Here is a 20848-nt window from a genome sequence, read left to right as displayed (position 1 = left end):
CGCACCCTATCGGAGCAGGTGCTGCAGCGTCTCCACGATGAGCTCGACGCTGACGCGCTCCGGCACCTCCTCGTCGCCGGCTTCGAACTCCGCGAGTTCGATCCCCCGGACCGAATCGGACGGCAGCGCCGCGAAAATCGCCGCCACGTGGTGAGGCAGCAACCCGCCTCCGACCCGGTAGGCGGCGGGGATGTACCCGGGTTCGAGCACGTCCCAATCGACGTGGATCCACACGGGACGTCCGGCGACGAGTTCGAGGACGCGCTCCGGCGTGCTCTCGGAAGGAGCGAGAACGGTGACCCCCGCTTCTGCGAGCAACTCACCCTCAGCGACGTCGATGTCGCGACCGCCGACCACGATCACCTGCGTCGGATCGATGCCGTCGCCGTGCCCACTGTCCCAGAGTCCGCACGCCGCGGCCAGGACCATACCGCCGAGATAGCCCGAATCCGTCGTATCCGGAGTGTTGAAATCGCCGTGTGCGTCGATCCAGAGCACGACGGCGTCGGGATGGTGCTCGGCAGCAGCGGGAAGAGTGCCGAGGCTCGCCGCGCAGGTGTTCGTGATCAGGAGGGGTGTCGCGCCCGTAGAGATGGCGTCGTGCACCGCTGCGCGCAATCCGCTCAGAGTCGCCTCCGCTTCGGGAAGCGCGACGGACCAGTCATCGACCAGGCCCGGTGTCGGGGTGCCGACGACGTGCGGTTCGATCTCCAGCAATGCCGAGACCGCGTCACCCACGCGTCGCGCCCCCACGAGCGCTCCGTCGGTGCGATCGGCCACTCGGCCTTGGGAGACGATGAGCGCGTAGGAAGGTGCCATGTCTCCAGCTTTCCATCCGCGGGATGACAGGACAAAACGTGGAGTGATGCGGACACGGCCGCCGCGCGGTACCGGCGTCTCAGCTCCGACGAGGCGTCCATCCGGAAGGCAACGGTCCATTCCGGACAGCACGTTCGCGGTCCGCGCGCGCGGACCAGCCCTGTGCATTGTCGACCGTGTCGAACGCACCCCGCGCCAGTCGGAGCCCGACATCCTCGTGATGCATGCGCGGCGCGCCCCCGCGACGCACCGATGCCCGCACGCTCCACGCGTCGTCCGCGAACCCGCCGCCGCGGAAGACGCGGTAGTCGTCATAACGGGCGGGATCCAACAGGTCCCAGCACCACTCCCAGACGTTGCCGAGCGTGTCGAAGAGACCGTTGAGGTTCGGCAGCTTGCCACCGATGTCCTGCGGAGAGGACACCCCGTCCGCACTCGTCCATGCCGCATCGGCAAGAGGCGCATAGTGCGGACCTGTCGACCCGGCGCGGCAGGCGAACTCCCACTCCGCTTCGGTGGGGAGCCGGTACCCGTCGGCGGTCGTGTCCCAGGTCACCTCCTCGCCATCGAACAGATAGACCCGATCCAGGCCCTCCCATTCGGATGCGGCGTTGCAGAAGTGGATCGCGCGCAACCAACTGAGGTCGGCGGCGGGGCGACGCGGGTGGCGCACCGGGATGCCCAGCACCTCGGTGAGCTGCTCCTCCGTCACCGGATACACACCGATCCGGAACGGCTCGAGTGTCACATCACGCCGCTCGTCACGACGCGCATCGTGCAGCGTCAGGACACCGGCGGGTATACGCGCCAATTCGAAGTCGCTCACCGATCCCCCGCAACCGAGGAACCGCTTCGCATCACGAGGGCACTCGTTCGACCCAGGACGGGTACTTCGCCGTACGGCCATCGCCCGACGAGGTGCGCGTCACGCGTCGGCGGACCCAGGGACCGACGAACTCCCGGTAGTAGGCGAGCCCCGATGGCCCGGTACCCAGTCGATCATTCGGGGCCCACCATGTCGCCGGGGGCTCGAAGCCGAGCGCGTGCAGCACGCGGGCAGCGACACGGTGGTGACCCGCCGCGTTCATGTGCAGGCGGTCATCCGCCCAATACGCACCGCGGGAGAGCTCACGATCCGGCCAATTGAGTGCTCGGACCACGTCAGGGCGGTCTTCGATCCGCCGGAGCACCGCGTCGGAGAGCAGATCGCCGCGCCGCTGGACGAGGGAGCCCATCGGGAGCTGCCCGCTGGGATTGGCACCCGAGAGCAGGATCATGGTGACGCCCTCCTCATCGCACCGCCGCAGCACGCGACTGAATGCATCGGCGATGTGCTCGACATCGGTGCGCGGGCGCAGCATATCGTTGCCACCGCCGTTGAAGGAGAGATGCGTCGGGCGCAGAGCGAGCGCGGGTTCGAGCTGCTGCTCGACGATCGGCCAGGCGAGCTTGCCCCTTATCGCGAGGTTCGCGTACTGGATGGAGTGGCCCGCCGCGTCCGCCCAGCCTTGGGCCGCGAGATCGGCCCAGCCGCGCTCCCGCCCATCCGGAAGAACGTCACCGACCCCCTCGGTGAACGAGTCGCCGATCGCCACGAACCGCACATCTGCCATCGTCCCAGCCTATTGCGGCTCACGACGCGCGGCGTCAACGGTCGTCGAGAGCCTGACCACCCCGATCGACGAGCCCCCATGCCGCGGCGGCCGCACCGAGGAGGCACACGCCGAACACGGCGAACAGCAGCGGAGCCCCACCGGCGATCAGAAGGACCGGTACGGAAAGCGGCGCCACGATCGATGCGATGCGGCCGACCCCGGCGGCCCAGCCCGTGCCCGTTCCCCGCAACGACGTCGGATAGATCTCGGGCGTGACGGCGTACAGCGCGCCCCAGGCACCGAGGTTGAAGAAAGACAGAGCCATGCCCGCAGCGATGATCGCCCCCTCAGTCGTGGCCGTGCCGAAGATCACAGCCGAGACGGCCGACCCCAGAAGGAACACCGACAGGGTGAGCCGTCGCCCCCAGACCTCGATCAGCCACGCGGCGACCGCGTATCCCGGAAGCTGCGCGAGCGTGATGATCAGTGTGAATCCGAACGAGCGGACGAGATCGAACCCGGCGTCCACGAGGATGCTCGGAATCCAGATGAACGCGCCGTAGTAGGCGAAGTTCACGCCCAGCCACACCACCCAGAGGCAGAGGGTGCGCAGGCGGAACTCGGGGTTCCAGAGCGTGGCGAGGCGGGCCCGAGCCGTGACCGCGATCGCGCGGGACGCCGGCTCCTTCCGAATGGCCGGGGCCGTCCCCACACCGGCATCAGCCTCGAAGGCCGAGACGATGCGATCAGCTTCCGCGATGCGTCCACGCGAGGCGAGCCATCGCGGAGACTCGGGCATCCGCCACCGCACGAACAGTGCATACACGGCAGGAATCGCGCCGAGCGCGAAGGCCCAGCGCCAACCGTCGTCGGACGCCGGGATGACCAGGAACCCGATGACGGCGGCTGCCGTCCATCCGAGCGCCCAGAAGGCCTCCAACACGACGATCAGACGACCGCGGATTCGGGCAGGAGCGAACTCGCTCACGTACGTCGACGCGACCGGGAGCTCGGCACCGAGACCGAGTCCGACGAGGAATCGCAGCACGAGGAGTGCCGCGATTCCGCCGACGAGCGCGCTGGCCCCGGTCGCGATGCCGTACACGAGCAGGGTGAGGGCGAACACCTGGCGGCGACCGAAGCGATCGGCCAGCAGACCGCCGAGCGTCGCGCCGATGGCCATCCCGATGAAACCGACCGAGGCGATCCACCCTGCCTCGCCCTTGGTCAGTCCCCACTGCTGCGTGAGGGCCGCGAGGATGAAGGAGATCAGACCGACATCCATCGCGTCCAGGGCCCATCCGAGCCCGGATCCGGTGAGCAGCCGGAGGTGTCGACGCGTGAACGGCAGGACGTCCAGGCGCTCGGCCAGCGATGAGCGGCTCGGCAGGGCGGTGTTGGCCATGCTCCTCATCGTAGAGCCGAGCGCCGGACGCCCCGCACGCGATATCGTCAGTCCTGCGCGCCGAGGATCCGCTTCACCCGAGGGATCACTTCGGTGCCGTACAGCTCGATGCTGCGCATCATCGACTCGTGCGACAGTGTGCCTGTGGCGTACTTCAGGTCGAAGCGGCCGAGACCCAAGGTCGTGATCGTGTCGGCGATCTTCGCGGCGACTCGATCCGGTGAGCCCGCGTAGATCGCCCCTTCCGGACCGACATCGTTCTGGAAACGCGCGCGGCTGTATGCCGGCCAGCCGCGCTCGCGGCCGATGGTGTTGTTCATCGCCTCGAATCCGGAGTACGCCGCGTCCCAGGCCTCCGCGTCGGTCTCGGCGATGTGGCCCGGGGAATGAACGGAGACGGGGTGCGAGGTCGTGCCGAACGACGCCACCGAGCGGTGGTAAAGGTCGACGAAGGGCTTGAACCGCGCCGCCGGTCCCCCGATGATCGCGAGCATCAGCCCCAGGCCGTGACGCGCGACGCGCACGACGGACTCCGGGCTTCCACCGACACCGACCCAGGTACGTAGGCCCTTCTCGGTCTTGGGGAACACGTTCGCGTTGTCGAGCGACGCCCGCATCGTGCCCGACCACGTCACGGGCTCTTCCTTGAGCAGCTCGACGAAGAGCTCCAGCTTCTGCTCGAACAGTGCGTCGTAGTCGCGGAGGTCGTAGCCGAACAGTGGGAAAGACTCGATGAAGGATCCGCGCCCGAGAACGACCTCGGCGCGACCGTCCGAAAGCGCGTCCAGCGTCGAGAAGCGTTCGAACACGCGTACCGGATCGTCGGAGGACAACACGGTCACCGCGGTGCCCAGTCGGATGTGTTCCGTGCGAGCCGCGATCGCGGCCAGCACCATCTCCGGCGCGGACACCGCGAACTCGGCGCGGTGGTGCTCCCCCACCCCGAAGAAGTCCACGCCCACCGTGTCAGCGAGCTCTGCCTGCTCCACGACGTTGCGGATGGTCTGCGCTCCGGTGAGGAGCTCTCCGTCTGTGTCCCTCGTGATGTCCCCGAAGGTGTCCAGCCCGAATTCGATGCCCATGTCATCCCTCTCTATTCAGGTGAATGAACACGCGGCGATCGAATCGCATTCCCGTCAGCGCGGAAGCAGCGCGCTGCGCAGCGTGTCGAGGCCGACCCCACCCATGTCGAGCGCGCGCTTGTGGAAGCCCTTGAAGGAGAAGGCGTCGCCCTCCGCCGCACGGACGCCGTCACGCACCTGCTCCCAGATGCGCTGACCGACCTTGTACGACGGAGCCTGCCCCGGCCAGCCGAGGTAGCGGTTCACCTCGAACTGCACGAACTGATCCGACATGTTCACGTTCTGGCGCATGAAGTCGAGCGCATACTCCGCATCCCACACTCCCGTGCCATCGAGACGTGGCTTGCCCAGGTGTACGCCGATGTCGAGCACCACACGGGCCGCCCGCATACGCTGCCCGTCGAGCATGCCGAGTCGATCGGCGGGATCGTCGAGGTAGCCGAGCTGCTCCATCAGACGCTCGGCGTACAGGGCCCACCCCTCGGCGTGGCCCGAGGTGCCGGCCAACAGCCGGCGCCAGGAGTTGAGCTCGGCCCGGTTGTACACGGCCTGGGCGATCTGCAGGTGGTGGCCCGGCACGCCCTCATGAAAGACGGTGGTGAGCTCTCGCCAGGTGTCGAACTCCGTGACGCCCTCGGGAACGGACCACCACATACGACCGGGACGCGAGAAGTCGTCGGTCGGGCCCGTGTAGTAGATGCCACCTTCCTGGGTGGGCGCGATCATGCACTCGAGCGTGCGGATCGCCTCGGGGATGTCGAAGTGGGAGGCTCCGAGTTCGGCGACCGCGCGATCGCTCGTCTCCTGCATCCACTTCTGGAGAGCGTCGGTGCCCACGAGCTTGCGGGCAGGGTCGGCTTCGAGGTGGGCCACGGCCTCTTCGACGGAGGCCCCCGGCAGGATCTCATTCGCGATCGCGGTCTGCTCCGCCACCATGCGCGCGAGCTCTTCGCGGCCCCACTCGTAAGTTTCGTCGAGGTCGATCGTCGCCCCGAGGAAGCGACGGGAGTTGAGCGCGTACAGGTCGCGTCCGACGGCGTCGACCTCTCCGGCGGTGGGGGCGAGTTCCTCCGCGAGGAAGCGGCGCAGCTCGTCGTACGCGACGCGTGCGGCGGCGGAGTTGTCGGCGAGAGTACGCGCGAGCGAGGCGGGCAGCTGGCCTTCTTCGGGGTCGGCCTCCGCGACGAACGCGGCGAAGAATCCGTCATCCGCGGTGTAACGGTCGATCTGCGTCGCGACCTCGATCACTTGACGACGTGCCGGCGTCACCCCCTCGGCGATACCGGTGCGCAGCGTCTCGACGTAGCCACGGAGGGCGTCGGGAACAGCGGCGAGCCTCGTCGCGATCACGTCCCAGTTCTCGACGGTCGCGGTCGGCATCAGATCGAAGGCCGCGCGCACATCCTGCGCCGCCGAGGCGATGACGTTGAGATCGCGCAGATGCCACTTCGCGTCGTGCAACTCGAGATCGAGACGCAGCTCCGCGCCCAGGTCGGTCTTGGTCACCTCGTCGATCGCGTCGACGGGCTCGAGGGCCGAGAGCCTGTCGAGCGTCGCGCGGGTCGCAGCGGCGATCTCTTCATGCCCCGCGGGACTCAGGTCACCGAAGCGATCGTTCACCTCGTCGCGGCCGATGTAGGTCCCGAGAGTGGGCGCCAGTACCGCGATCGTGTCGACCCATTCATCGGCGACGGCGTCGATGGCGGAGGGAGTGCGGGGAGCTGAAGTCATAGTTGTCAGCCTAATCCCCGACCCCCTCTCGCCGCCGGGTCTCAGTGCGCCGCTTCGTTCCAGTCGCGGCCGCGTCCGACCTGCACGTCGAGCGGCACCGAGAGCTCGGCCGCATCCCCCATCCGGGCGCGCACGATCCGCTCCGTGGCATCCCACTCCCCCGGAGCGACCTCGACCACGAGTTCGTCGTGGATCTGCAGCAGCACACGAGAGGAGAGCTGCTCGGACCGGAGATCGTCGTGGATGTGCAGGAGCGCGATCTTCATGATGTCGGCCGCACTGCCCTGGATCGGAGCGTTGAGCGCCGCACGCTCGGCGTTCTCACGCAGCACCCGGTTCGGACTCGCCAGGTCAGGGAACGGACGACGGCGACCGAAGATCGTCTCGGTGTAACCGACCTCCTTCGCCTTCATCACCGAGGCCCGCAGATAGTCGCGCACGGCGCCGAAACGTGCGAAGTACTCGACCATGAGCTGCTTGGCCTCGGACTGCTCGATACGCAGCTGCTTGGAGAGACCGAAGGCGGAGAGGCCGTAGACGAGACCGTACGACATGGCCTTCACCTTGGTGCGCATGGCCGCAGTGACGTCGCTCGGCTCGACGCCGAACACCCGCGCGCCGACGAAGCGGTGAAGGTCTTCTCCGCTGTTGAACGCTTCGATCAATCCTTCGTCACCGGACAGGTGCGCCATGATGCGCATCTCGATCTGCGAGTAGTCAGCCGTGAGCAGAGACTCGTACCCCTCGCCGACTTCGAAAGCACTGCGGATGCGGCGAGATTCCTCGGTGCGCACCGGGATGTTCTGCAGGTTCGGATCGGTGCTGGAGAGACGACCGGTCTGGCTTCCGGTCTGCACATAGGTCGTGTGCACACGGTGGTCGTCGCCGATGGCCGTGTCGAGCGACTCGATGATCTGGCGCAGCTTTGTGGCTTCGCGATGCTGCAGCAGAAGGCTCAGGAAGGGATGGGGATTGCTCTCCTGCAGGTCGGCCAGCACCGCGGCATCCGTCGAGTAGCCGGTCTTGGTCTTGCGGGTCTTGGGAAGCTGGAGGTCTTCGAACAGGACCTCTTGGAGCTGCTTGGGCGAGCCGAGGTTGAACTCCCGTCCCACGACGGAGAACGCCTCCTGCGCAAGCCCTTCGGCTCGGGTGGCGAGCTCACCGGAGAATGTCGACAGCACGTCGTGAGAAACCGCCACGCCCGCGACCTCCATATCGGCGAGGGTGAGCAGTGTCGGGAGCTCGATGTCGACCAGGACCGCGGCGACCGGCTCGGGGATGTCTTCGCGAAGCGCATCGGCGACGCGAAGCGCGAACCATGCCTCCTGCGACGGGGTGGCCCCCTCCGTCTCGGGGACGAGCTGCGTCGGATCGGCCTCGGGAAGCTTCTCGCCGAGGTAGCGCTCGACCAGATCGGAGAGCGTCTTGTCGGGGAAGCTGGGGCGCAGCAGCCAGCCAGCCAGGCTCGTGTCGTAGGCGAGCCCGCCGAGGCGGATGCCCTGGCGGATCAGCGCCTTCACCTGCGGCTTCGCGTCGTGGAGCACCTTCGGCGCATCGGACTCGATCCATCCGCGCAACGCTTCGGCGGCGGCGTCTGCCCAGTCGGTCTCGCGGAGCTCGGTCAGCGTGGCGGCACCGATGCGCACGGGGACCCCGCCTTGGGTCGTGATGCGCAGAGAGACGTCGCCTTCCTGAGCCGCGGCCCACGTGGCGAGGTCGGTCGGCGTCACCTCAGCGGGGACGGGAAGGACGACGACGGATGCGGGGTCGTCGGCGACCTCGCCTGCGCCCACGGCCTCGAAGACGCGAGGCAACAGGGTGCGGAACTCGAGGCGCGCGAAGATGTCACGCACAGCCTGCGGATCGATCGGTGCCACCGCGAGATCGGCGGGGCCGACCGGAAGCTCGACGTCGGTGAGCAGGCGGTTGAGCTTGCGGTTGCGACGGACGTCCTCGATGTGTTCGCGGAGGTTGCCGCCGACCACGCCCTTGATCTCATCGGCACGGGCGATCAGCTCATCGAGCGAGCCGAACTGCGTGAGCCACTTGACCGCGGTCTTCTCGCCGACCTTCGGCACGCCGGGGAGGTTGTCGCTCGTCTCCCCGACGAGTGCCGCGATGTCGGGGTACTGCTCTGGTCGCACCCCGTATCGCTCCTGAACGGTGGACGGGTCGTAGCGCTTGAGCTGGGAGACACCCTGCACCGACGGGTACAGCAGAGTGACATCGTCGTTGACGAGCTGGATGGTGTCGCGGTCGCCGGAGACGACGAGCACTTCGAAGCCCTGCTCCGCGCCCTGCGACGCGAGGGTCGCGAGGATGTCATCGGCCTCGATCCCCTCTTTCGTCAGGACCGGGATGGACATCGCGGCGAGGCAATCCTGAAGGAGAGGGATCTGACCCTTGAACTCCTGCGGCGACTCCGACCGCGTCGCCTTGTATTCCGGGTACTCATCCGTGCGGAACGAATGACGCGAGGTGTCGAAGGCGATCGCCAGATGCGTCGGCTGCTCGGCCTTGATGAGGTTCACCAGCATCGACAGGAAGCCGTAGATGCCGTTGGTGTGCTGATTGTCCTTGGTCGTGAAGTTGTCGACCGGGAGGGCGAAGAAGGCACGATAGGCGAGCGAGTGGCCGTCGACGACCATGAGGGTAGGCTTTGCGGAGTCCGTCACCCTGTCAGCCTAACGAGGACGACAGACACCCGCTGAGGAGGATGCATGAGCGACGTCGCGATGAGCGAGGGACTCGACTGGGCCACGGCCCGTGGAATGGGTGCTCTGGCCGAGAAGATGGGCATGGAGTTCGTCGAGTTCAGCGTCGAGCGCTGCGTCGCGACCATGCCCGTCGAAGGCAACACCCAGCCGGTGGGACTCATGCACGGCGGCGCCTACGTGGTGCTCGGGGAATCCCTCGGATCGATGGCGGCGAACCTGCACGCCGGTGCCGGCCGACTCGCCGTCGGTGTCGACATCAACGCGACGCACACGCGGTCGGCGACCTCGGGTGTCGTCACGGGAGTGTGCACGCCCGTGCACCTGGGCAGGAGCATCACCGTTCACGAGATCGTGGTCACGGACGATCAGGGGCGTCGCTGCTCGACGATCCGCATCACCAACATGATCAAGGACCTTCCCGCCGAGCGCTGAGCGGTTCCTCCAGCAGTCGCTGGAACAGCAGGTGGTCCTGCCACTCCCCCGCGATGCGGAGGTATCTCGGCGCCATACCGATGCGCTCGAAGCCGTTTCCGAGCAGCACCCGTTGTGACCCGAGGTTGTGCAGCAGCGTCGCCGCCTGCAGCCGATGGAGGCGCAGTTCTGCGCGCGAGTACTCGATGATCTGCGCGACCCCGCGGCTCGCGAGCCCACGGTGCAGCCTCGACCTGTCGACCCAGTATCCGAGGTCGGCGCTCCAGAACGCGCCACGGACGATGTTGTTGATGTTCATCCGTCCGCGGATCTCTCCGTCATCGGATTCGATGACGAAGCGGATGCTGCGGCCACTGGCCGCATCATCCACGCATTTCTGCACATGCTGCTCTTGCGAGTCGACGGAGAAGAACGCCTCGCTGCGGGTGGGTTCCCACGGTGCGAGATGCTCGCGGTTCGCGAGATAGGCGCGCGAGAGCGCAGCGCCATCGCCCCGCCGTACGGGCCGCAGGATGTGCTCGGTATCGAGCCGGAGGATCCCGGCGTCCACCGCTACTTCTTGGGAGCGAGCTGTTCGATGATCGCTTTGGCGACGTCCTGCATCGTCAGACGGCGGTCCATGGACGCCTTCTGGATCCATCGGAACGCCTCGGGCTCGCTCAGGCCCATCTTCTCGTTGAGGAGGCCCTTGGCACGGTCGACGAGCTTGCGGGTCTCGAAGCGCTCGACCATGTCGGCGACCTCGGCCTCGAGCGTGATGATCTGCTCGTGGCGGGCCAGCGCGATCTCGATCGCGGGCAGGAGGTCGTTCGGGGTGAACGGCTTCACGACGTACGCGAGAGCACCCGCCTCGCTGGCACGCTCGACGAGTTCCTTCTGGCTGAATGCCGTGAGGAGGACGACGGGGGCGATGTTGCCCTTGTGCAGCTTCTCGGCGGCACTGATGCCGTCGAGCTGAGGCATCTTGACGTCCATGATGACCAGGTCGGGACGCAGCTCGGTCGCCAGAGCGACAGCGGTCTCTCCGTCACCGGCCTCACCGACCACATCGAAGCCGTTGTCGCGGAGGATCTCGACGATGTCGAGACGGATCAGCGACTCATCTTCGGCGACGACGACGCGTCGGGGTGCGGATGACGTGGGCTGCTCAGCCTGCTCTTCTTGCTCTGTCACACAACCATCCTAGTGGAGTGCCCCTGTCCACAGGCCCTAGGCGCTCGGCGCGGACGTTCACGCGCCTCGTCTGCGCTAAAGTCGTAGACGCGACACACGAGCCGGCGTGGCGGAATGGCAGACGCGGAGCACTCAAAATGCTTTGTCCGAAAGGGCGTGTGGGTTCGAGTCCCACCGCCGGCACCCTCGATGAGACTACCTCCGTCGTCTCCTCCGCGCCCGCCGGTCCTCTCCCTCGAAACGGCCCCGTGCGCTAGAAAGTCCTTATGCACAGAGGCGACGAGCTGCCTGCCGCACACGCTGCACGTCCGCGACGTCGGCGCCGTGTCCTCATCGTCATCGGCGTCGTCCTCGCCGTGGCTCTCATGCTCCTCGCCGCCGAGGTGACACGGAGAACGCTCGCCGAGCAGGACGAAGCCCGAGCGGATCCCGCGTTCTACACCCTCCCCTCTCCCCCGCCCCGGGAAGATCCGGGCGAGATCATCCGCATCGAGTCGATCGAGAGCGCACCCGTGGGCACCGTCGCGTGGCGCGTGATCTACCACTCTCGCGATCTCGTGGGGGCGGACATCCCGGTCTCCGGCGTGGTGATCGTCCCGGATGGGCCTGCTCCCGAGGGCGGACGCACCGTGATCTCCTGGGGCCATCCCACCACCGGTGCGGCATCGACGTGTGCGCCTTCACGCGGCCTGGATCCGTTCCAGTACATCGAGGGGATGCATGAGCTGCTCGCCGAGGGCTACGCGGTCGTGGCCACTGACTATCCGGGGCTCGGCGTCGAAGGCGCGTCGTCGTATCTGCTCGGCGTGCCCGAGTCCAACAGTGTGCTCGACATCGTCCGGGCGGCGCGACGGATCGACGACGCACACGTGAGCGACCGGGTCGTGCTGTGGGGACACTCGCAAGGCGGGCAGGCTGTGCTCTTCGCTGCGGAACGTGCAGCGGAGTACGCGCACGAGCTCACGATCGAAGGTGTCGCTGTGGCGGCCCCCGCAGCGAACCTGAACGCTCTGATGACCGACGACATCGTGAACCTCTCCGGCGTCACGATCGCCTCCTTCGCCGTCCCGGCCTACGAGGCCGCCTACGCCGAGCAGTACGGCGCCACGGAGATCACAGACATCCTCACGCCCGCCGGGCTGAAGGCGACGCCGGACATGGCCGCGCTGTGCCTGCTCACGCAGAACGAGGAGATCCACGCGATCGCCGACCCGCTGGTCGGCGGGTATGTTCGGAGCGACCCCGCCACGACCGAGCCGTGGCAGACGATGCTGCGGGAGAACAGTGCGGGGAACAGTCCCCTCAGAGTGCCCGTCTTCGTCGGCCAGGGAGAAGCCGACGAACTCGTGCTGCCGAGCGCGACCGAGGGCTACGTGAAGCTGCTGTGCACGCAGAACGCCGAGGTGACGTTCCACCGCTATCCTGACGTCACCCACGGCCTCGCCGCCTATGCCGCCCTGCCCGACCTGCTGCTCTGGCTCCCGACGCTGGACGGAGACCGACCTCCGTCGGACGGCTGCCGGTGACCTTCTGCTTCTCGACGGGGAGCTACTCCGCCAGAATCGCGAGCTCTGCCAGAACGCGCGGGTGGGCGAGGATCCGGAAGTGCCCGCCCGTGTCGAGGCGGACGTTCTTGGCTCCGGCGAGTTCGCTCCCCTCCGGGATATGGGGGTCGAACGCCGCATAGACCGACACGATCCGCTCGTTCACCGTGAGCTGCTGCGCGAGGCTCACGATCGACGGGTCTTCCGGTGAGAACTCCCGCAGAGTCCGCGACAGCATGAGCCGGGCATAGCGCGAACCCCCGAACGGGGTCGCGATCGCGAGCATCGAACGCACTCGCTCGCCCGCGGGACCCGTCATCACGACCTTTCCCGCGAGACCCCCTTTGCTGTGGGCGACGAGGATCACATCGTCGAGCCCGTTCTCCGTCAGGAACGCCTCCACAGCCCGCGCCATGTCCGCCACCGGTCGCTGATTCCGGTGAAGCGTATCGACGATGTGGACCGGATGCCCGCGGTCGTGCATGGCGGCGACGAGCGGCTGCAGGAACCGCCACGTCTCATAGACGCCCGGAAGGACGATGATGTGCGCCGCACTCCCGGATGCGAAGGATGCCGGATCGGTGCGGCCGAACATCGCGCGCACCTGCCAGTACCCGGCGTACACGTAGTCGGCGATCCACCACCCCGCGTTCTTCAGCACGCCGATGACAGGCTCCTCCGACGACACCACGGCTCCATGAGTGAAAACTACCCGATGCGCATGACAGAGGGGGCGGGACCGAAGTCCCGCCCCCTCTGGATGCTGTGCGTCAGACGCCGGCCTTGTAGATCGGAGCTGCACCGCGGATCGCATCGCCGACCTTGTGCACACGAAGGTCGTTCGTCGATCCGACGATTCCGGGAGGGGAGCCGGAGATCACGACGACCTTGTCCCCTTCCTCGGCGAGACCGTTGCCGAGCAGATACTCGTCGACCTGGTGATACATCAGGTCGGTGTGCTGCACCATGTCGACCAGGGTCGAACGGATGCCCCAGGTCAGCGCCATACGGCGACGGATGCCCGGCTCGGGCGTGAACGCGATCATCGGGATGCGCGAGCGCAGGCGCGACAGACGACGCGCGGAGTCGCCCGACTGCGTGAACACGCAGAGGAACTTCGCGTCGACGAACTCGGCGACCTCGAGAGCAGCAAGCGTGATGGCACCACCCTGGGTGCGGGGCTTGGTCGTGAGGGGCGCGATGCGCTCCAAGCCGTGCTCTTCCGTGGACGCGATGATCCGCGCCATGGTCTCGACGACGACCACCGGGTAGTCGCCGACGCTGGTCTCACCCGACAGCATGACCGCGTCCGCGCCGTCGAGCACGGCGTTCGCGACATCCGAGGTCTCGGCGCGGGTCGGCACCGGGCTGCTGATCATCGACTCGAGCATCTGCGTCGCGACGATGACCGGCTTGGCCATACGACGCGCGATCTCGACGGCGCGCTTCTGCACGATCGGCACGGCCTCGAGCGGAAGTTCCACACCGAGGTCGCCACGAGCGACCATGATCGCGTCGAACGCGTCGACGATCTCTTCGAGCGCGTCGACGGCCTGCGGCTTCTCGACCTTGGCGATGACAGGGACGCGGACGCCCTCTTCCGCCATGATCTCGTGCACACGCTCGACGTCGGCGGCGTTGCGCACGAACGACAGGGCGATCAGGTCGGCACCGATGCGCAGACCCCAGCGCAGGTCGTCTTCGTCCTTCTCGCTCAGCGCGGGGACGTTGACGGCGACGCCGGGCAGGTTGATGCCCTTGTTGTTGGACACGGCACCGGCGACGATGACCTTGGTCGTGACGGTGACGCCGTCGGTCTCGACGACCTCGACCCGGACCTTGCCGTCGTCGATCAGGAGGAAGTCTCCCGGCTTGACGTCATGCGGCAGACCCTTGAAGGTCGTCCCGCTGATGTCCTTGTTGCCGATGATGTCCTCGGTGGTGATCTTGAAGATGTCGCCCTTGGCGAGTTCGTAGGGGCCGTTCTCGAACTTGCCGAGACGGATCTTCGGGCCCTGCAGGTCGACGAGGATGGCGACGGCACGGCCGGCGTCTTCTGCGGCACGACGCACGTTGGCGTAGTTGTTCTCGTGCACGGAGTAGTCGCCGTGGCTGAGGTTCAGTCGAGCGACATCCACCCCCGCATCGATCAGTGCGCGCACCGTCTCATAGGTGGAGGTGGCGGGGCCCAGGGTGGCGACGATTTTCGCGCGTCTCAAAGATTTCTCCAGGGTAGAAGTGGGGGAAGGTAAATCAGGCGACGGTGCCGGCCTCAGCCTACGCGGGCTGGAGACCGATCGCGACATCACTCGGGCGCACCGGCTCGGGCAGCACGGTGGTGCCCATCAGGAACCGGTCGACGTTCGCCGCCGCCGCACGCCCTTCGGCGATGGCCCAGACGATGAGCGACTGACCGCGTCCGGCGTCGCCGGCCACGAACACGCCGGGAACCGTCGACTCGTACGAGGAGTCGCGACGGAACGCACCCCGGTCGGTCACCTGCGGAAGCGTGTCCTCGGTGTATCCGCCCTGCTCGGGACCGGTGAATCCCATCGCGATCAGGATGAGGTCGGCCGGGATCTCCCTCTCGGTGCCGCTCTTGGGCACACGGCGTCCATCGACGTACTCGGTCTCGGCGACACGCAGGGCTCGGACCTCGCCGACCTCGTTTCCGAGGAACTCGACGGTCGACGCGAGGAACACCCGCTCGCCGCCCTCCTCGTGCGCAGACGAGACCTCGAACACGGTCGGCATCATCGGCCACGGCTGGTGGTCGGGACGCGTGTCCCCCGGCTGCTTGCCGATCGCGAGGTTGGTGACGCTGAGTGCGCCCTGACGGTGAGCGGTGCCGATGCAGTCCGCTCCGGTGTCACCGCCGCCGATCACGATGACGTGCTTGCCCTCGGCGCTGATCTGATCGGCGACCTTGTCTCCCGCGACCGCGTGGTTCGACTCCACGAGGTACTCCATGGCGAAATGCACCCCGTCGAGGTCACGGCCGGGGATCGCGAGATCGCGAGGAACCGTGGATCCGGTGGCGATGACGACCGCGTCGTACCGCGCGCGCAGATCGGGCCAGGAGATGTCCTTGCCGATCTCGACACCGGCACGGAAGCGGGTGCCCTCCTCCTGCATCTGACGAAGACGCGACTCGAGCTGGGTCTTCTCCATCTTGAAGTCGGGGATGCCGTAGCGGAGCAGACCTCCGATGCGGTCGTCACGCTCGAAGACCGCGACGGTGTGCCCGGCGCGGGTGAGCTGCTGCGCGGCGGCGAGACCCGCCGGTCCCGATCCGACGACAGCGACGGTCTTGCCCGTCAGGCGCTCCGGCGGCTCGGGTTCGACCCAGCCCTTCGCGAACGCCTCGTCGATGATCGAGACCTCGATCTGCTTGATGGTCACGGCCGGCTGGTTGATGCCGAGCACGCACGAGCTCTCGCACGGCGCAGGGCACAGCCGTCCCGTGAACTCAGGGAAGTTGTTGGTGGCGTGCAGACGCTCGATCGCCGCGCGACCCTCACCGCGCCACGTCAGGTCGTTCCACTCGGGGATCAGGTTGCCGAGCGGGCACCCCTGGTGGCAGAACGGCACACCGCAGTCCATGCAACGGCCGGCCTGACGACGGAGCACCTGCTTGTCACCGGGCTCGTAGACCTCTTTCCAGTCCATGATGCGCACCGGCACCGGACGTCGTGCGGGGAGTTCCCGCTCGGTCACCTTCAGAAAGCCTTTGGGATCAGCCACCGGTCACCTCCAGGATGCGGTTCCACACGATGTCGCCGTCGGGGTCGATCCCCTCGGCCAGCGCCTCCTCGCGCATGCTCCGCACAGCGGCGAAGTCACGAGGCAGCACCTTCACGAACTCTGCAGCGGTCTCCTCGAAGCTCTCGAGGAAGGACGAGGCCAACGGCGACGCCGTGCGCTCGACATGCGCGACCAGCAGGCTGCGCAGCACCTCGAGGTCCGCTCGATCGAGCGGTTCGAGCAGCAGCTCTCCACTCCCGAGGGATTGCGCGTTCACCTTGCTCGTGTCGAGCGCGTGCACATACGCCACTCCCCCGGACATGCCGGCGCCGAAGTTGCGCCCGGTCGACCCGAGGATCACGGCCAGACCACCCGTCATGTACTCCAGAGCGTGGTCACCCACGCCCTCGACGACAGCGGTCGCACCGGAGTTGCGCACGAGGAAGCGCTCGCCGACGACGCCCGAGATGAACATCGTCCCCGAGGTCGCGCCGTAGCCGATCACGTTGCCGGCGATCACGTTCTCGTGCGGAGCGATCGCGGAGCCGCGCGGCGGGCGGATCGTGATGTCGCCGCCGGAGAGCCCCTTGCCGACGTAGTCGTTCGCATCGCCCTCGAGGCGGAGCACGATCCCCGGCGGCAGGAACGCGCCGAGCGACTGTCCGGCGGTGCCGTGCAGCGTGACGTCGATCGTGCCCTGCGGCAGACCCGCCGCCCCGTGCCGCGAGGTCACCTGGTGACCCAGCATCGTGCCCACGGCGCGCTCGGTGTTGGCGATGGGCAGCTCCACCACGACGGGTTCGCCGTTGAGGAGCGCCCCCTTCGCGATGTCGATGAGCTGCACGTCGAAGTGCTTCTCGAGCTCGTGATCCTGTGTGCGCCCGCTGCGACGCGGCTCACCCGCAGGGAACACCGGTCCTTCGAGCACCGGAGTGAGGTCGAGCCCCTCGGCCTTCCAGTGCTCGACAGCGGCGTTCACCTCGATGAGGTCGGCACGGCCGACGATCTCGTCGATCGAGCGGTATCCGAGTTCGGCGAGGAGCTCGCGCACCTCCTCCGCGATGAACTCCATGAAGTTCACGACGAACTCGGGCTTGCCCGTGAACCGCTCGCGCAGCACCGGGTTCTGGGTCGCGACGCCCACCGGGCAGGTGTCGAGGTGGCATACGCGCATCATGATGCAGCCGCTGACCACGAGCGGAGCCGTGGCGAAGCCGAACTCCTCGGCTCCCAGCAGGGCTCCGATGATCACATCGCGACCGGTCTTGAGCTGCCCGTCGACCTGCACGACCACACGGTCGCGCATGCCGTTGAGCATGAGCGTCTGCTGCGTCTCGGCGAGACCGAGCTCCCACGGCGTACCCGCGTGCTTGAGCGAGTTCAGCGGGCTGGCACCCGTTCCCCCGTCGTGACCGGAGACCAGGATGACGTCGCTCAGTGCCTTCGCGACACCCGCCGACACCGCACCGATGCCCGACTGGCTCACCAGCTTGGTGTGGATGCGTGCCTCGGGATTCGCTCTCTTCAGGTCGAAGATCAACTGCTTGAGGTCTTCGATCGAGTAGATGTCGTGATGCGGCGGCGGCGAGATCAGGCCCACCCCGGCGGTCGCGTGACGTGTACGTGCCACCCAGGGGTACACCTTGGTCGGGGGCAGCTGACCTCCCTCGCCGGGCTTGGCACCCTGCGCGAGCTTGATCTGGATGTCGTCCGCCTCGGTGAGGTAGAGGCTCGTGACGCCGAAGCGTCCGGAGGCGACCTGCTTGATCGAGCTGCGGCGCTCGGGGTCGACCAGCCGATCGGGGTCCTCGCCGCCCTCGCCCGTGTTCGACTTGGCCCCGATGCTGTTCATCGCGATCGCGAGGGTCTCGTGCGCTTCCCGGGAGATCGAGCCGTAGCTCATCGCCCCCGTGGAGAACCGCTTGACGATCGCGGAGACCGGTTCGACCTCGTCGAGCGGCACGGGCTTGCGTGTGCCGGTGCGCAGGGTGAAGAGTCCGCGCAGGGTCTTCAGCTCTGCGGCCTGCTCGTCGACGAGCTTCGTGTACTCGCGGAAGATGTCGTACCGCCGTGTGCGCGTCGAGTGCTGCAGCTTGAACACCGTCTCCGGATTGAACAGGTGCGGAGAACCGTCCCGACGCCACTGGTACTCGCCGCCGGTCCACAGACGCTCGTGCGCACGTGCGGCCGCATCCTCGGGATACGCGTAGTCGTGGCGCGCCTGGTTCTCGGCGAAGATCTCCTCGATGCCGATACCGCCGAGCTTGGACTCGGTGCGCGTGAAGTACGCGTCGATGAACTCCTGGCTGAGGCCGACCGCCTCGAACACCTGAGCGCCCGCGTACGACGACACCGTGGAGATGCCCATCTTCGACATGATCTTGAGCACGCCCTTGCCGAGCGCGTAGATCAGGTTCTTGACCGCCTTCTCGGGCGTGATGCCGTTGATGTAGCCGGTGCGCACGAGGTGCTCGACCGTCTCCATAGCGAGGTACGGGTTGACGGCGGAGGCGCCGTAGCCGATCAGCGTCGCGACGTGGTGCACCTCGCGGACGTCACCCGCTTCGACGATGAGACCGACCTTCATGCGGTTCTCGCGCCGGATGAGATGGTGATGGATCGCCGACACCATGAGGAGAGACGGGATCGGGGTGAGGTCCTTGTTGGAGTCGCGGTCCGACAGGATGATGAACTCGGCGCCGTTCTCGATCGCCTCGTCCACCTCTGCGCACATCTCGGAGAGCCGGTCCTGCAGCGTCTGGGGCCCGGCATCGAAGTGGTACAGACCTCGGATGGTCGCGCTCGACCGGCCGGGCATGGCCTTGTCGATGTGGCGGATCTTCGCGAGCTCGTCGTTGTCGATCACCGGGAAGTCGAGCGAGACCGTGCGGGTGTGCTCCGGCCCCCACGACAGCAGGTTGCTCTCCGGGCCGAGGCCCAGCTTGAGGCTCGTCACGACCTCTTCGCGGATCGAGTCGAGAGGCGGGTTGGTCACCTGCGCGAACTGCTGCGTGAAGTAGTCGAACAACAGCCGCGGACGCTTGCTCAGCACAGCGATCGGCGTGTCCGATCCCATGGCGCCGAGCGGCTCGACGCCGGTCTGCCCCATGGGGGTGAGGAGGATGCGGACCTCCTCCTCGGTGTAGCCGAAGGTGCGCTGACGGCGAGTGATCGATGCCGGCGGGTGCACGATGTGCTCGCGCTCCGGCAGCTCGGCAAGACGCACGGCACCGGCGTCCAGCCACTCCTGCCACGGATGCATCGTGGCGAGGTCGTGCTTGATCTCGCTGTCCTCGACGATGCGGCGCTGCGCGGTGTCGACGAGGAACATCTTCCCGGGCTGCAGGCGACCACGGCGCTTGATGCGCTCCGGCTCGAACTGCAGCACGCCGGTCTCGGAACCGATGACCACGAGCCCGTCGGTCGTCTCGGTCCAGCGTCCAGGACGCAGGCCGTTGCGGTCGAGCGTGGCACCGACGAGCGTGCCGTCGGTGAAGATCAGAGCGGCAGGGCCGTCCCACGGTTCCATCTGGTTGGAGTGGTACTCGTAGAACGAGCGCAGCTCCGGTGTGATGTCGGCCTGCTTCTCGTAGGCCTCAGGAACCATCATCATGATGGCGTGCGGCAGGCTGCGGCCGGTGAGGGTCAGCAGCTCTAGCACCTCGTCGAACGAGGCCGAGTCGCTGGCACCGTCGGTGCAGATGGGCAGGAGCGGGGTGATGTCGCCCAGCAGTTCGGATTCGAGTTGAGACTGGCGGGCGCGCATCCAGTTGCGGTTGCCTCCGACCGTGTTGATCTCACCGTTGTGGGCGAGCATGCGCAGCGGCTGCGCGAGCGGCCACGAGGGGAACGTGTTCGTGGAGTACCGGGAGTGCACCACGGCGAGTTCGGACGCGAAGCGCTCATCCTGCAGGTCGGGGTAGAACGGCTCGAGCTGGAGCGTCGTGACCATGCCCTTGTAGCCGAGCGTGCGCGCCGAGAGCGAGACGAAGTAGGCGCCGAGTTCGTGACCGGCGCGCTTGCGCAGCCGGTAGGCGACACGGTCGAGGGCGATGCCCGTGAGCGGCGCATCGGTGTGGGTCGCCCCGCCGGCGCTCACGAAGAGCTGCTCGAAGGCAGGACGGGCCTCATCGGCGAGCTTGCCGAGGTTCTCGTTGGCGGTGGGGACGTCGCGCCAGCCGAGGACCCGGAGGCCCTCGGAGCGGGCGATCTTCTCGATCCCGGCCTTCTGCTGGCGGCGCTCGCTCGAATCGCGGGGCAGGAACGCCAGTCCGGCCGCGTACTCCCCCACGGGCGGCAGTTCGAAGCCGACGACGGCGCGGAGGAACGCATCGGGCATCTGCGTCAGGATGCCGGCGCCGTCCCCGGTGCCCGCATCCGAGCCGATGGCTCCGCGGTGCTCCAGGTTGCGCAGGGCCTCGAGGGCCAACGCGATGATGTCGTGCCCGGCTTCGCCGCGCAGGGTCGCGACCATGGCGAGGCCGCAGGCGTCCTTCTCGAACGCCGGGTTGTACATGCCCTGCTTCGGGGGGTATGCGCCGGAGGCGCCGTAAGGGGGCTGGAAGTACACCAGTTACCGTCCTCAGATCTTCGAGTGAAACCCGGG

General features: G+C 67.3%; 15 protein-coding genes and 1 tRNA gene. 3 read left to right on the top strand and 13 right to left on the bottom strand.

Annotation, left to right across the window (positions count from 1 at the left end):
• Positions 1-6 precede the first annotated feature (6 nt).
• The 7 genes from MST3598_RS08815 to polA all read right to left on the bottom strand — a co-directional run bounded on the left by MST3598_RS08815 (position 7) and on the right by polA (position 9307).
• Entirely contained in the window at positions 7-819 is an 813-nt protein-coding gene (locus MST3598_RS08815) for an arginase family protein (RefSeq protein WP_029259232.1), read from the bottom strand.
• A gap of 79 nt (positions 820-898) precedes the next feature.
• Positions 899-1645 carry a formylglycine-generating enzyme family protein gene (locus MST3598_RS08810; protein ID WP_029259233.1) on the bottom strand — a complete coding sequence of 249 codons (747 nt, stop codon included), beginning with the start codon at positions 1643-1645 and terminating at the stop codon, positions 899-901.
• 31 nt (positions 1646-1676) lie between these two features.
• On the bottom strand, positions 1677-2432 hold the full coding sequence (locus MST3598_RS08805; RefSeq protein ID WP_029259234.1) for an SGNH/GDSL hydrolase family protein: 756 nt from the start codon (positions 2430-2432) through the stop codon (positions 1677-1679).
• Positions 2433-2466: 34 nt separating this feature from the next.
• Complete coding sequence (locus tag MST3598_RS08800; RefSeq protein ID WP_029259235.1) at positions 2467-3819, bottom strand: MFS transporter; 1353 nt, start codon at positions 3817-3819, stop codon at positions 2467-2469.
• A 47-nt stretch (positions 3820-3866) separates the two neighbouring features.
• The gene (locus MST3598_RS08795; RefSeq protein ID WP_029259236.1) at positions 3867-4901 is read right to left on the bottom strand and encodes an LLM class flavin-dependent oxidoreductase; all 1035 of its coding nucleotides are present in this window, start codon (positions 4899-4901) and stop codon (positions 3867-3869) included.
• 54 nt (positions 4902-4955) lie between these two features.
• Positions 4956-6632 (bottom strand): DUF885 domain-containing protein, encoded by a 1677-nt coding sequence (locus MST3598_RS08790; protein WP_029259237.1) that lies wholly within the window; start codon positions 6630-6632, stop codon positions 4956-4958.
• 41 nt (positions 6633-6673) lie between these two features.
• Entirely contained in the window at positions 6674-9307 is a 2634-nt protein-coding gene (polA, locus tag MST3598_RS08785) for a DNA polymerase I (protein ID WP_029259238.1), read from the bottom strand.
• Between the two features lie 45 nt (positions 9308-9352).
• Here polA and MST3598_RS08780 point away from each other — a divergent pair, with 45 nt between their 5' ends.
• On the top strand, positions 9353-9781 hold the full coding sequence (locus tag MST3598_RS08780; protein WP_021200587.1) for a hotdog fold thioesterase: 429 nt from the start codon (positions 9353-9355) through the stop codon (positions 9779-9781).
• On the opposite strand, the gene MST3598_RS08775 is transcribed toward MST3598_RS08780, so the two are convergent.
• Positions 9756-10331, bottom strand: coding sequence for a GNAT family N-acetyltransferase (locus MST3598_RS08775; RefSeq protein ID WP_231494443.1), 576 nt, complete (start codon positions 10329-10331; stop codon positions 9756-9758). The genes MST3598_RS08780 and MST3598_RS08775 overlap by 26 nt on opposite strands.
• Positions 10332-10333: 2 nt before the next feature.
• On the bottom strand, positions 10334-10954 hold the full coding sequence (locus tag MST3598_RS08770; RefSeq protein ID WP_017830602.1) for an ANTAR domain-containing response regulator: 621 nt from the start codon (positions 10952-10954) through the stop codon (positions 10334-10336).
• A gap of 100 nt (positions 10955-11054) precedes the next feature.
• Here MST3598_RS08770 and MST3598_RS08765 point away from each other — a divergent pair.
• Positions 11055-11137: transfer RNA gene (locus tag MST3598_RS08765), tRNA-Leu, on the top strand.
• An 83-nt stretch (positions 11138-11220) separates the two neighbouring features.
• Complete coding sequence (locus MST3598_RS08760) at positions 11221-12480, top strand: alpha/beta fold hydrolase (protein ID WP_029259240.1); 1260 nt, start codon at positions 11221-11223, stop codon at positions 12478-12480.
• A 22-nt stretch (positions 12481-12502) separates the two neighbouring features.
• Here the strand turns inward: MST3598_RS08760 and MST3598_RS08755 are convergent, their stop codons facing one another.
• The 4 genes from MST3598_RS08755 to gltB form a co-directional block, all read right to left on the bottom strand.
• Entirely contained in the window at positions 12503-13189 is a 687-nt protein-coding gene (locus MST3598_RS08755) for an esterase/lipase family protein (RefSeq protein ID WP_029259241.1), read from the bottom strand.
• Between the two features lie 79 nt (positions 13190-13268).
• Positions 13269-14717, bottom strand: coding sequence for a pyruvate kinase (gene pyk, locus MST3598_RS08750; protein WP_021200591.1), 1449 nt, complete (start codon positions 14715-14717; stop codon positions 13269-13271).
• Positions 14718-14775: 58 nt separating this feature from the next.
• On the bottom strand, positions 14776-16242 hold the full coding sequence (locus tag MST3598_RS08745; RefSeq protein WP_021200592.1) for a glutamate synthase subunit beta: 1467 nt from the start codon (positions 16240-16242) through the stop codon (positions 14776-14778).
• Positions 16235-20758, bottom strand: coding sequence for a glutamate synthase large subunit (gltB, locus tag MST3598_RS08740; protein WP_096359530.1), 4524 nt, complete (start codon positions 20756-20758; stop codon positions 16235-16237). The genes MST3598_RS08745 and gltB overlap by 8 nt, the downstream gene beginning before the upstream one ends.
• Between the last annotated feature and the right edge of the window lie 90 nt (positions 20759-20848).

Origin of the sequence: Microbacterium sp. TPU 3598, from assembly GCF_002356155.1 — a bacterium.
Taxonomy (GTDB): Bacteria; Actinomycetota; Actinomycetes; order Actinomycetales; family Microbacteriaceae; genus Microbacterium; species Microbacterium maritypicum_A.
The sequence above is the reverse complement of the archived record's forward strand: the minus strand, read 5'-3'. Positions and strand labels throughout refer to the sequence as shown.